Genomic DNA, 11,655 nt, shown 5'->3' on the forward strand with positions numbered 1-11,655 from the left:
TGGTGCGGTGAGCGACGAGAAGAGAGCAGGGCGGCGCAGCGGCAATCCCGACACGAGGTCGGAGATCCTCGCCGCCGCGCGAGCCCTCTTCGCCGAGCAGGCCTTCCGGCAGGTGACGGTCCGCCGGATCGCCGAGCGCGCCGGCGTCGACCCGGCTCTCGTCCACCATTACTTCGGCACCAAGCAGGACCTCTTCACCGCCGCCATCGACCTGCCCTTCGACCCGGTCGCCGTCATCGGCGAGATCGCGGGCGACGTGCCGATCGAGCGATTCGGGTACGCCGCGCTGGGGGCCTTCGCGCGCGTCTGGGAGGGCCCGGGGTCCGAGGAGCTCCTCGCCGTCATGCGCACCGGCCTGGCCGACCCCGACCGCAGCCACCTGCTGCGCAACATCTTCGAGGAGCGCATCGCCGCCACGCTCCGCCCGGTCCTGGCCGACCGGACCGACCGGTTCGACCTGCGCTGCTCTCTGGTCGCCTCACAGGTATTCGGGCTCATCGTGACCCGCTACATCGCACGCATCGAACCGCTCGCCTCGGTACCGGCCGAACGCCTGCCCGCTCTCATCGGACCCACCGTCCAGCGCTACCTCACCGGCGAGCTCGACTGACCCTGTGGGCGGAACGCCTTGGCGCCCTATAATGGAGCCGTGACGCCCCGCACACGCATCAGCATCGACCTCGGAACCACCCACCTGGTCGCGGTCCTCCGCCGCGACGACGGAACCCTCCGTCCGCTCCTCTTCGACGGCTCGCCGCTCCTGCCCGCCGGAGTCTTCCTCGACGAGTCTGGCGAGGTCCACACCGGACGCGACGCCCGCCGCCTGGCCTCCACGACGCCCGACCGCTATGAACCGCACCCGAAGAGGCACGTCGACGACGGCGAGCTCCTCCTGGGAACCGACACCGTGGCCGTCGAAGAAGCCTTCGCCGCGCTCCTGCGCCGGGTGGCCGCCGAGTGCCGCCAAGCGGCCGGATCCCTGCCTGGCACCGTCCTCACCTGCCCCTCCACCTGGGGTGACAGGCGGAAGGGACTGCTGCGCACCGCCGCCGAGACGGCGGGCTTCCCGGACGTCGAGATCGTCACCGAACCGGTGGCCGCCGCCCGGCGTTTCGACGCCGCGACGGAGTCGCCCCTCGGCCCCGGCGAGGCCCTCACCGTCGTCGATATCGGCGGCGGCACGGTGGACATCGCCGTGCTCACCCGCCGCCCCGACGGCACCCACGGCGTCGTCCGCGAGGGCGGCCTGCCGGACTTCGGCGGAACCGACCTCGACCTGGCCGTCGCCGAACACCTCAAGACCATCCCCGGGCTCGCCGACAGCCCGCTGTGGGACCGCATCGACCGCCCCGAGGCCGCGGGGGACTACAAGGCGCGCAACGACCTCTGGACCGAGTCGCGCGAGGCCAAGGAGATGCTCTCCACCGCCTCGACCGCCCCGATCGACGTGCCCGGGGCCGACAACGGAGTCCACCTGACGCGGCGCGAACTCGACGACATCGCCCGCCCTCTCTTCGCCCCCGTCCTCGCGGAGCTGGAGCGGCTATTGCGCGCGGTCCGCGAGGAGGGCCTGCGCCCCGCCAGTCTCTTCCTCGTCGGCGGCGCGGCGCGGATGCCGCTCGTGGCCGAACTGGTCGAAGAATCCTCCGGCATCGCCCCGACACTGGTCGAACAGCCCGAACTCGCCGTGGCCGAAGGCGCGCTCACGGAACCCGGCTCGACGGCCGAGACCGGCGCTCCAGCAAAGCCCGGTGCACTGCCGACGACGCCGCTGCTGCCACTCGCCACTGGTCGCAAGGGCCGCCGTGCCCGCTGGATCGCGGGGGCCGCCGCCGCTGCCGTCCTGGCAGCACTCGCCATAGTGGGATTTAGGTTCTGGCCCTTCGCGGACGACGCGATTCCGGGGGTGGCCACCGCCTCCGCCGAGGAGGTCTGCGGCGAGGCCGGGGCCGCTTGGCCCGGCGTCCTGCGCGGCCCCCACTTCTCTCTGGACGTCACCTGCGCCGTGTCCACGACCGACACGGGACTCGTCGAAGACCTCTTCGGGTCGGCACCCGGCCTCGGGGCCGACGAGGAGTTCATCCTGGTCCGCTTCGGAGACTCCCCGGAGGACGCCGAGGCGTCCTCTGTCGTCACGATCGGATCGAAGACGTGGAGGCTTGAGGGCCTTCCCGAGCCCGGCACCGTCTACGCCGCCGTCGCGGGCCCCGACGACGAAGCGGTCGCCACTGTGGAGGACTCGGGTCGGGAACAGGGCATCGACCTGCGGACCGGGGAACTGATCGATCCCGTCCTGGCGTACTACAGCGGAGAGCTGGGGGAGCGGGAGACCGCCTTCACCACCGAGATCGACTACGCGTCCGCGGGAGGGCGCTGGTTCATCACGGGTACCAACATCACCGACCTGGAGTTCACCGTCACCCGGAACGTCTACTCCGAGGAGGAGGGGTGGCTCGCCGACTCGGGGCTCGCGGCGGTGACGGTGGCCTTCGAGCAGTATCACGACGTCGTCGAACACGGCTACCGCTTCGTCTTCGAGCCCACGACCGACGTCGCGATCAAGGGCTCCGGGGAGACCTGGGCGCCCGAGGCGGTGGAGTTCTCCGACCGCGACCACACCGAGGACGACGGCGACGAGGTCGTCAGGCGCGCCTATACCGTCCAGTTCCTGATCCCCGGCGACCTGGCGAAGTTCCAACTGGTCTACGACCCGCCCTCGACGCTGGAGTTCTACAAGGAGCGCGACTGGATGCAGGCCGGCGGCGGCGACCAGATCCGCTACGAGACCATCGATTTCACCAGGGACTGAGGGACGCGGGTCTCACGCCGAGCGCCGTCCGCGCCGTCGTTACCGATCAGTAATACACTGTGGGGAGGCAGGGACGTTTCCGCATGACCGACTCCGAGCCGAGGAGCCCAGACTTGACTGAGACACCGCTTCCCTTCGTCATGACCACCGACCCCGACTGGGACCGGACCGCGGCCGACACCGCCGAGGTCAGCCTCCTGCCCGAGGGGCGGAACCCCGAGCAGGCGGACATCACCGGTCCGTGCCCGCGCTGCGGGCACGCCACCGCGTGGACCGCGCTGCTTCTGCCGGACCCCGGCTCGCTCGCCGACGGGCACGGCCTGCTGCACGCGATCCTGAAGGAGGCCGAGGGCCCCGTCAAGACGCGCGACGTGGACGTCACCTGCGACTGCCTCGAGTACCACCCCGGCGTCATCGGCCACGGCGGCTGCGGCGCCTCGTGGACGGTCGAGGTCTCGTGGGCCTCGGCCCCGACGGCCTGAGCTATTCGACTCTCAGGCCGGCGGGCGGGCCCTAGACCAGTTCCGCGGCGCCGAAGGAGACGCTGAAGCGCTTGCACCAGATGGACACGCTGGTGACCTTGTCGAGGTCCGCGTCGTCGGGTATGTCGTAGACCTGGTCGCCCTCGTTGCCCTTCAGCTCGCCCAACTCGACCCAGTAGCCGTTGTCGAAGACGTGCCACTCGTCCGGGTCCACCTCCTGGTCGGTGATCCAGACGCGCAGGTCGGGTCCGTTGGACGTGGCGAGGTCCTCCAGGAGCAGCTGGCGGCTGCCGTCCGGATTCTCGATGACGGTGGCCGCGCCGCTAGTGTCGTGCTCCTGGGTGACGAACTCTCCTGCCGCGAGCTGCACCGGCTTGGCCTCTTCCTCCTCCTCGTCGCCCATGCTCTCCGAGGGGTCGTCGGAGGGTTCGCTCTGCGCGACCTCCGGAAGCTCCTCGTCGACTCTCTCGTTCGTGAACAGCGCCCACGGCTCGAACCAGACGGCCGCGGCGATGAGGCCCGCCGCGGCGAGTCCTCCGATGATGGCAATGGTCCTTTTACTCATGTCCGGTGTTCGGGGCCGGGGCGGGACCGGATGGGTCCCGCCCCGGATCAATTTCTCACAGGGCGGTCTCGAAGGCCGGAAGGAAGCCGTCGGACTGGCCCAGCGAGGTGGGGTGGTAGGACTCGGGGGCGAATCCCCGGAGGCCGTGAACGTACATCGGGTGGGCGCAGGAGCCGTGGCCCTCGAAGGTCGGCACGGGGTCGGCGTAGCGGAAGCCCTGGGCCTCGGCGGCTTCGCGGATGATCGAGTCCATCACCAGCACCCCGTCGTTGATGCGGCGCTGTTCGGCGACGCTGATGCCCGCGTTGTAGGAGCAGGTGACCTCGCTGAAGAGCTTCGGGTAGCCCATCACGACGACGGTGGCGTTCGGGGCGGCGGCGTCGAGGTCGGCGTAGAGCTGTTCGAGTTCGCCGGCGACGCGGTCGCGGCCGTCGGCCTCGGCCTTGTCGACTTTGTCGATGCAGGCGAAGTCGGGCAGGACGGTGCAGCCGATCATGATGCCGGCGAAACCGACGTCGTTGCCGCCGATGGAGATCGTGACGAGGTCGGTCTCTTCGTCCAGCGCGTCGATCTGGGAGCTGTACACGTCCGGGATCTGGGCTCCGCCGCAGGCCTGGAAGTCGAGGTCGGCTCCGGTGTCGTCGGCCCAGATGGCGGAGTAGGCGTTGTTCGAGCGCAGGCACAGGGTGCCGTCGGGAATGTAGTCGCCGGCTCCCACTCCGGAGGCGTAGGAGTCGCCGAGCGCCACGTACTGGACCGGTTCCGGTTCTGTCGACGCCGTAGCCGCGGCGGGCAGGGCGAGTGCCCCCATCGCGGTGGCCGCCAAGATGGTGAAAGCCTTGCGCCATCGATTCATAGATCCCCCTCATATTGATCAATTCAACTATGAAGGGATTGTTGCACCGAAGTTACCAGCGAGTCAATACTCGCCGGTAGCCTTCTTTGCGCCTAGACTTCCGTTGAGACCGTGAGAATGCGAACCGCACGGCCCCTCGGGGCTCGCCGTTGGGAGGACCATTGGACTACGCGACGGTCAAGAGCCGCTTGCGGAAGAGCTACGACAAGCACTGGCACGACCGCGCGGGCATGGACGACCCGGCCTGGCGGGTGAAGGAACGGGACGCCTTCGCCGAACTTCTGGAGTCCGACTCCGGCGGCCCCGCCCGCGTTCTGGAGATCGGCGCCGGGCACGGGGCGAGCAGCGAGCAGTTCGCCGCTCGGGGCCTCGACGTCCTCGCCACCGACCTCTCGCCGAACCTCGTCGCCGAATGCCGGCGGCGCGGGCTGGCCGCCGAGGTCGCCGACTTCTCCGACCTCCCTTACGGCGACGGCTCCTTCGACGGCGTCTTCTCGATGAACTGCCTTCTGCACGTGCCGAAGGCGGAGATCGACGGCGTCCTCGGCGAGGTGTCCCGCGTCCTGCGCCCCGGCGGCGTCTTCTACTGGGGGCAGTACGGCGGCAAGGACCACGAGGGCCCGCTGCCGGAGGACCGCTACGACCCTCCGCGCTTCTTCGCCCTCTACACCTCCGACTCGCTGCGCCGCACGGCTGAGCGTCGCTTCACCGTCCTCGACCTGCACGAGACCGTGGCGCCGAGCACAGGCGGCCACCCGTACTACGGCGCCCTCCTCCGCGATCCGGTCAGCGCGCCAGGCTCTTCGCCAGCGTGATCCACTGTTCCGGCGCGACCTCGCCCACCAGGGCGGCCCGGGGAATCCCCGCCGCGTCGAAGGCCCGGTCGACCTGGCCGCCTCCGCGCTTCAGCGAGGCGTAGAGGCTGCCGCCCCGGCCCTCGAAGCCGGTCGCGACGAGGTCGCGGTAGAAGCGCCGCATGCCCCCGGGCAGCAGCGGCCTCTCATGGCGCCGCAACCGCAGGATCCCTCCGTCCACGCGGGGGCGCGGGCGGAATGCCGAGCGGGGGACGCGGCCGTGGAAGGTCATCTCCACGTCCGGGTAGGAGAGGACGGCGAGCTTCGTCCACCTGCCGTAGCCGCCGCTCTGCTTGCGGGCGAACTCCAGCTGCGTCAGGAGCGTGGCGTCCCGCAGGGTCCGCGCCTCGACGCACCAGCGCACGACGTCGGTGGTGATGGCGTAGGGGACGTTGGCCACCACGCGGAACGGGCGGCGCGGGGGAGCGGCGTCCCGGAAGTCCCCAGGGCGGCAGGTGAAGTGTGCGACGGCCCGGAACCGGTCGCGCAGCTTGCGTGCGAGGTTCAGGTCTATCTCGAAGGCCTCGACGCGTGCGGCGCGTTTGAGGAGAGGCCCGGTCAGGGCGCCCCGTCCGGGGCCGATCTCCCAGACCAGGTCGGTCCCGGCGATGCCGGCGGCTCTGACGAAGCGGTGGATGTGGCGGTTGTCGACGAGGAAATTCTGCCCTAGGGCACGGCGATCGTTCACGAATGACTCCGGTGGAGAAGAAGGGAACAGGACTCGGGGAGGCCCGGTTCCGCCGGAGTATTCGGGTACGGCGACTAACGCGACGTGCGTCGCGGGACGGTGCTCGGTGTCGATCTCCAGCGGCCTAGGCGTCGGAACGCAGCCGGATGTAGATCGCGCAGCAGCAGGAGGAGGCACTCATGGTCGCGCCCTTCTCGGAGGCAATGGAAACGCCCCGATGCTAGCAGTCGGCGCATCGGGGCGAAAGTCGTTTTCCGCGGCTCAGCCTAGAGCGCGGTCCAGGTCGGCCCACAGGTCGTCGGCCGACTCCAGCCCGACCGACAGGCGCAGCAGCTTGTCGTCGATGCCGCCGGCGTGGCGGTCGTCCTCGGAGACGACGTGGTGCGTCAGCGAAGCGGGGTGCTGGATGAGCGAGTCGACGCTGCCCAGGCTCACGGCCGGGGTGATGAGTTCGACCTTCTTGACGACCTCGTCGTGGTCGCCGACCGGGACGAACGAGACGAGCGTGCCGCCGGAGGCCATCTGCTCCGGGCGGTCGGCGTTCAGGCCCGGGTAGTGGACGGCCGCCACGCGGGGGTCGCCGCTGAGGCGCTGGGCCAGGTCCGCGGCCGTCGAGGCCATGCGCTCCACGCGGATCGGCAGGGTGGCGAGCCCGCGGTGCAGCATGTAGGCGGCCATGGGGTGCAGGATGCCGCCGGTCGCGATGCGCACGCTGCGCAGCTTCTGAGCGAACTCCTCTCCGCAGGCGACGACCCCGGCCACGATGTCGCCGTAGCCGCCGAGTGCCTTCGTCGCCGAGTGCACGACGACCGAAGCGCCGTGGTCGAGCGGGTTCTGCAGGACCGGCGTCGCGAGCGTGTTGTCCACCATCACGGGAACGTCGCCGGCCTCCTTGGCGACGTCGGCGATGGACACCTCCCCGAGGGTCGGGTTGGCCGGGGTCTCGATGACCACCAGGCCCGTGTCGGGACGGAGGGCGCCGGCGATCTCGTCGGGCTGCACCCACGTCACCTCGGTGCCGAGCAGGCCCGTGTTGAGCAGCAGGTCGGTGCCCCCGTAGACGGGGCGCACGGCCAGGATGTGCCGCTTGCCGCCCATGGCGGAGGCGAGGAGGCAGGCCGATGTCGCGGCCATGCCCGAGGCGAAGGCCACGGCGGCCTCGGCGTGCTCCAGCTCGGCGACGGCCTTTTCACAGCGCACCACGGTCGGGTTGTGGAGGCGTTGGTAGATGGGGCTGCCCTCGGGCTGCTTTCCGGAGGCGAACTGGTCCATGCGCTCGGCCTCGGCGGAGGAGTCGACGGCGGGGTAGGTCGTCGACAGGTCGATCGGCGGCACGTGGACGCCCAGGTCGGCGAGGTCTTCGCGGCCGGCGTGCACGGCTCTGGTGGAGAAGTCGATGCTCATGGCACCGATGATCGCGGCATCGACGGCGCACGGGGGTGATCCATGTCGTAAATTCGGTTCATGCCCGAGAACATCGAATTGGATGCGGTTGACTGGGAGATTCTCCGCTGTCTTCAGTCATTCGGCCGGATGACCAACCGCGACCTCGCCGCCCGAGCGGGGGTGGCGGCCTCCACCTGCCAGATGCGGGTGCGCCGGCTGACGGAGGCCGGGGTCATCACCGGATACCACGCCGATCTGGACTGGAGCCTCCTCGGATCGCCCGTCCAGGCCTTCCTCGCCGTCCAGGTCCGCCCGCACCGGCGGCCCGTCGTCGACGCCTTCGTGCGCCACCTGAGGGAGGTGCCCGAGGTCCTGCGGTTCTACCACCTGACGGGGCCCGACGACTTCCTCGTCCATGTGGCGGTCGCGGACGTGGAGAGCCTCCAGGCTCTCGTGCTCGACCAGGTCACGGCTCGGGCCGAGGTCGCTCACGTGCGCACGAATCTGGTCTTCGAGCGATGGACCGGTCCGGGGCTCGATCCGGCCGGGCAGAGGCACGGGTCACGTTGAGGCGGGCCCCGGTTGCCGCCTCGGAACGGAGTCCGGTAGAGTTATTCAACGTCAGCGCGGCAGTCCTGAACAGGACGAAAGCGAGACGCCATGGGGTATGGTGTAATTGGCAACACAGCGGTTTCTGGTACCGTCGTTCTTGGTTCGAGTCCAGGTACCCCAGCCACAGTGAAAAGCCGCCGAGAGGCGGCTTTTTTCTTGCCCTCAAGTCGTTTTCCGTTCGGCGCCGGCCCTTCCCTCCACTGACTGAGGCCGGTCCCCGGCCGGCCTTCACCGGAAGCGGTGCGGCCGACCGACTTCTCGCGGCCGCTTATCGCAGTGTCGGCCCCGACGAATCGAGTCGAGGCCGACAGCTCCTCACACCTTCTGGCGCGGCGCCACCTCGTCGAGGTGGTCGCGCAGGCGTTGGTGGACGTCCATGAGCTCCGTGATCCGCCCTTCGATCGTCCGCATGCGCTGTTCGATGTTCTCCAGCGCTTCGGCGCAGGCGGGGGCGGTGCGCAGGTCGATGTCGAGGCAGTCGCCGAACCGTCCGATGTCCTCGGTCCCCAGGCCCACCCGCAGGAGCAGGCGGATGTTCCGCACCCGCATCACCGCGGCCTCGTCGTAGTCGCGGTAGCCGTTGTCCCGCCGCTGCGATTCCAGCAGCCCCTGCTGCTCGTAGTAGCGCAGCGCCCTGGTCGTGGCGCCCGTGCGTTCCGCCAGTTCTCCGATGCGCATTTCCCGGCCTCCCGTCAAGACTGCCCGGCGCCCACTGTAACTCGCTCGGACGGTGCCGCGCCGGTGCGGAACGTCCGGAACGAGACGGCGAAGACCGCCAGCGCGATCAGGCTCAACAGGCCCGACGCGAGCGGCACGGCCGGTGCGCCGAATCCCGACAGCACGGCGCCGCCGAGCCCTCCGGCGATGGAGATCCCGAAGAACAGGGCGCTGTTGTTGAGCCCGACGACCTCCCCTCCCGCATCGCCGGCGAGGTTGATCAGGCGCAGGTGCATCGCGGGGTTGAAGGCCCAGCCGCCCAGGGCCCAGCCGGCGAACAGGAACCCGAAGAGCACCACCGGAACCTGGTCCATCGCGTAGCCCAGTGCGGCCATCGCCAGCACCGACGCGACCTGTCCGCCGACGGCGACCAGGGTGGTGCGCTCGGGTCCGAACCGGTCGGTGGCGCGCGAACCCAGCCAGGTCCCGATCGCCCCGGCGACGCCGGCGGCGGCGATCAGCGCGGCCAGGGCGCGCGGGCCCGCTCCGGTGGCCTCGGCGGCGATCGGAGCGATGTACTCGTAGGCCATGAGCCCGCCCGAGGCGGCGATCAGGACGCTGAGCAGGGCGGTGAGGATCGCGGGTCGCCGCAGGGGCGCCAGGCGGATTCGCAGCGGGGTCCGGGGCGGCGGCTCGCTCGCAGGCAGCCTCAGCATCCCCAGGGTGGCGAGCGCGGCCAGGGCGGCGACGAACACCATGGTGGAACGCCATCCGAAGGCGCCGCCCAGCCAGGTTCCCAGGGGCATGCCGGCGGCGAGGGCGACGGTGAGGCCCGCGGCCACGGTTCCTATTTGACGTCCTCGCCTAAAGGGAAGGCGATTCCCGGCTTGGCTTCCAGCGTGGCTGGAGGCTCTACGGTCGGGTTACTGCTTCGACGCGCTGTGCCGGGTCTCCCCGGTCTTACCTGCGCTCCACGAGTCGTTTAGGGTCTCCGCATGCCCTGCGGCGACCAGCCTGCGCCCTTCGGCGCGAATATTCTTCTCGGCGTTGGCGTCCCTGTCGAGTGCCGTCCCGCACCCGCACTCCCAACGGCGAACCTTGAGCCCTTCCAGACCGGAGGGGCCGGTCAAGGCTCCGCAAGCGGAGCACAGACGGGTGGAGGGGAAGAACCGATCCACCCGCACGAACACGCGGCCCGTACGGGCGGCCTTGGATTCCAGACGGGTCAGGAACATCCCGAACGCCGCCTCCTGCACCGACTTCGACATGCGGGACCTCTGCAGCCCCTTGACGTTCAAGTCCTCCACATATACAGCTTGATTCTCACTGACGATGCGGTGGACCTTCTTGTCTATCCAGTCGGAGCGGGAGTGCTTGATCTTCTCGTGGACCCGGGCGACCTTAAGACGCGCCTTGGCGCGGTTGTTCGATCCCTTCTGCTTGCGCGACAGAGACCGCTGCGCGCGTTTGAGTTTCCGCTCCAGGCGGGCGAAGAACTTCGGGTTCTCGATCACCGCCCCGCCCCGCAGCACGGCGAACGACTTCAACCCGAGGTCGATCCCCGTATCCTGGTCGGCCGGGAGTGGTTCGAGTAGGTCCGCGCCGTCATCGAGGGCGACCACGAACGAGGCGTAATATTTCCCCGTGGGGGTCTTGATGACCGTCACCGAGCTGGGGCAGGAGGGCAGCTCCCGCGACCAGGCGACTGTGAGGTCCCCGATCTTGGGCAGCCGCAGCCGCCCGTTGTCCAGTACGCGGAACCGTGCGGCCTTGGTGAACCTGGCGGTCTGTGTGTTCGACCGGCGTTTGAACCGGGGCGGCCCGATGCGCGGGCCGGACCGTTTTCCCTTGAGCGAGTCGAAGAAATTTGTGTACGCCCGGTCGCAGTCCCGGACCGCTTGTTGCAAGGGGACGGCTGAGACCTCGGCCAGCCATGCCCGCTGGTCGGTCTTCTTCGCCTCGGTGATCAACCGGCGGGACAAGTCACCCGATGCGGGGAAGGGTTCTCCGGCCGCATAGGCGGCCTTGCGGGCGGCCACGCTGTCGTTGTAAACGACTCGGACGCACCCGAACACCCGCGCCAGGGCCTTGGCCTGTGGCGCGGTCGGGTAGATCCGGAACCGGTACCGCAGCAGCACACTGTGACTCTATCGCGGGGGTCTGACACGTGGCTTGCGAGATATCGCGTGGGCCGGTTCCAGCGGCCACAGTGGTCCACCGCGCGCGGTTCTGAGCCGCTTCACCACCGCCCTAAAGGACGGCGCACTGCGGCAGAATCCGGTAGCGGCCCTGCCTTCCGGTCGGGGCGAGTGTCGCCGCCGTCGCGACGGCCGTCGGCGTGATGACGCCGCCCGCGCAGGCGAGCATTACGCGCAGCAACAGCGGTGCGGTGTAGGTGGGGGCGACGGCCGCGAGCAGGTTGCCGGCGATGAAGACGGCGGTCGCGCTCACCATGACGGCGCGTCGCGACCACCGGGCGGTGACGATGGCGGCGATCGGGGCGGTCACGGCGAACGTCAGGGAGAACACGGTGACGAGCTGTCCGGCGGCGGCCTCGGAGACGGCGAGGTCGTCCGCGATCTCGGGCAGGAGCCCGGCGATGACGAAGTCGTCGGTTCCGACGGCGAAGGCCGCGAAGAAGAGGGCTAGCAGCCACAGTGGCGTGCGGGGCGTTGAATCCGTTGTCATAGGGCGACGCTAAAACCTTGACGCCCACGTCAATGTCAAGTTCCTGTGACGGCTTCCA

General features: G+C 69.6%; 12 protein-coding genes, 1 tRNA gene and 1 pseudogene. 6 read left to right on the top strand and 8 right to left on the bottom strand.

Annotated features, from left to right (window positions below; translation table 11 throughout):
* The first annotated feature begins 7 nt into the window (after window positions 1–7).
* The 3 genes from ACFTE1_RS02560 (at window position 8) to ACFTE1_RS02570 (ending at window position 3,291) form a co-directional block, all read left to right on the top strand.
* Complete coding sequence (locus ACFTE1_RS02560; RefSeq protein ID WP_380618372.1) at window positions 8–610, top strand: TetR/AcrR family transcriptional regulator; 603 nt, start codon at window positions 8–10, stop codon at window positions 608–610.
* Window positions 611–649: 39 nt separating this feature from the next.
* Window positions 650–2,809, top strand: coding sequence for an Hsp70 family protein (locus tag ACFTE1_RS02565; protein WP_380618374.1), 2,160 nt, complete (start codon window positions 650–652; stop codon window positions 2,807–2,809).
* Between the two features lie 113 nt (window positions 2,810–2,922).
* The gene (locus tag ACFTE1_RS02570) at window positions 2,923–3,291 is read left to right on the top strand and encodes a hypothetical protein (RefSeq protein ID WP_380618376.1); all 369 of its coding nucleotides are present in this window, start codon (window positions 2,923–2,925) and stop codon (window positions 3,289–3,291) included.
* Window positions 3,292–3,322: 31 nt separating this feature from the next.
* Here ACFTE1_RS02570 and ACFTE1_RS02575 read toward each other — a convergent pair whose 3' ends face one another.
* Both ACFTE1_RS02575 and ACFTE1_RS02580 read right to left on the bottom strand, forming a co-directional pair.
* A complete protein-coding gene (locus ACFTE1_RS02575; RefSeq protein ID WP_380618378.1) occupies window positions 3,323–3,856 on the bottom strand; it encodes a DM13 domain-containing protein in 534 nt (177 codons plus the stop codon).
* Between the two features lie 55 nt (window positions 3,857–3,911).
* Window positions 3,912–4,712, bottom strand: a complete 801-nt coding sequence (locus ACFTE1_RS02580; RefSeq protein WP_380618380.1) for an SGNH/GDSL hydrolase family protein — start codon at window positions 4,710–4,712, stop codon at window positions 3,912–3,914.
* A gap of 161 nt (window positions 4,713–4,873) precedes the next feature.
* Between ACFTE1_RS02580 and ACFTE1_RS02585 the strand changes: the two genes are divergently transcribed.
* A complete protein-coding gene (locus ACFTE1_RS02585; protein ID WP_380618382.1) occupies window positions 4,874–5,527 on the top strand; it encodes a class I SAM-dependent methyltransferase in 654 nt (217 codons plus the stop codon).
* Here the strand turns inward: ACFTE1_RS02585 and erm are convergent.
* Together erm and ACFTE1_RS02595 are read right to left on the bottom strand one after the other, a co-directional pair.
* On the bottom strand, window positions 5,499–6,254 hold the full coding sequence (gene erm / locus ACFTE1_RS02590; RefSeq protein ID WP_380618384.1) for a 23S ribosomal RNA methyltransferase Erm: 756 nt from the start codon (window positions 6,252–6,254) through the stop codon (window positions 5,499–5,501). The genes ACFTE1_RS02585 and erm overlap by 29 nt on opposite strands.
* A gap of 261 nt (window positions 6,255–6,515) precedes the next feature.
* The gene (locus ACFTE1_RS02595; RefSeq protein WP_380618386.1) at window positions 6,516–7,658 is read right to left on the bottom strand and encodes a trans-sulfuration enzyme family protein; all 1,143 of its coding nucleotides are present in this window, start codon (window positions 7,656–7,658) and stop codon (window positions 6,516–6,518) included.
* Window positions 7,659–7,718: 60 nt separating this feature from the next.
* Between ACFTE1_RS02595 and ACFTE1_RS02600 the strand changes: the two genes are divergently transcribed.
* Both ACFTE1_RS02600 and ACFTE1_RS02605 read left to right on the top strand, forming a co-directional pair.
* On the top strand, window positions 7,719–8,210 hold the full coding sequence (locus tag ACFTE1_RS02600; RefSeq protein ID WP_380618388.1) for an Lrp/AsnC family transcriptional regulator: 492 nt from the start codon (window positions 7,719–7,721) through the stop codon (window positions 8,208–8,210).
* Between the two features lie 91 nt (window positions 8,211–8,301).
* A tRNA-Gln gene (locus ACFTE1_RS02605) sits at window positions 8,302–8,376 on the top strand.
* Between the two features lie 191 nt (window positions 8,377–8,567).
* On the opposite strand, the gene ACFTE1_RS02610 is transcribed toward ACFTE1_RS02605, so the two are convergent.
* The 4 genes and pseudogenes from ACFTE1_RS02610 to ACFTE1_RS02625 form a co-directional block, all read right to left on the bottom strand.
* A complete protein-coding gene (locus ACFTE1_RS02610) occupies window positions 8,568–8,930 on the bottom strand; it encodes a MerR family transcriptional regulator (RefSeq protein ID WP_380618390.1) in 363 nt (120 codons plus the stop codon).
* A gap of 14 nt (window positions 8,931–8,944) precedes the next feature.
* Window positions 8,945–9,769 (bottom strand): annotated as a pseudogene (locus ACFTE1_RS02615) (MFS transporter); the annotation flags it as partial.
* A gap of 63 nt (window positions 9,770–9,832) precedes the next feature.
* A complete protein-coding gene (locus ACFTE1_RS02620; RefSeq protein WP_380618392.1) occupies window positions 9,833–11,047 on the bottom strand; it encodes an RNA-guided endonuclease InsQ/TnpB family protein in 1,215 nt (404 codons plus the stop codon).
* A 112-nt stretch (window positions 11,048–11,159) separates the two neighbouring features.
* Window positions 11,160–11,597 carry an MFS transporter gene (locus tag ACFTE1_RS02625; RefSeq protein WP_380618394.1) on the bottom strand — a complete coding sequence of 146 codons (438 nt, stop codon included), beginning with the start codon at window positions 11,595–11,597 and terminating at the stop codon, window positions 11,160–11,162.
* Window positions 11,598–11,655: the final 58 nt, after the last annotated feature.

Source organism: Salininema proteolyticum (assembly GCF_042685645.1).
In the GTDB taxonomy this organism is placed as follows: domain Bacteria; phylum Actinomycetota; class Actinomycetes; order Mycobacteriales; family Micromonosporaceae; genus Salininema; species Salininema proteolyticum.

What these genes read in the sequence shown, in the direction of transcription:
- ACFTE1_RS02625 (WP_380618394.1), bottom strand. Translation starts at nt 11,597, where the DNA reads ATGACAACGGATTCAACGCCCCGCACGCCACTGTGGCTGCTAGCCCTC.
- ACFTE1_RS02595 (WP_380618386.1), bottom strand. Translation starts at nt 7,658, where the DNA reads ATGAGCATCGACTTCTCCACCAGAGCCGTGCACGCCGGCCGCGAAGAC.
- ACFTE1_RS02575 (WP_380618378.1), bottom strand. Translation starts at nt 3,856, where the DNA reads ATGAGTAAAAGGACCATTGCCATCATCGGAGGACTCGCCGCGGCGGGC.
- ACFTE1_RS02580 (WP_380618380.1), bottom strand. Translation starts at nt 4,712, where the DNA reads ATGAATCGATGGCGCAAGGCTTTCACCATCTTGGCGGCCACCGCGATG.
- ACFTE1_RS02600 (WP_380618388.1), top strand. Translation starts at nt 7,719, where the DNA reads ATGCCCGAGAACATCGAATTGGATGCGGTTGACTGGGAGATTCTCCGC.
- ACFTE1_RS02610 (WP_380618390.1), bottom strand. Translation starts at nt 8,930, where the DNA reads ATGCGCATCGGAGAACTGGCGGAACGCACGGGCGCCACGACCAGGGCG.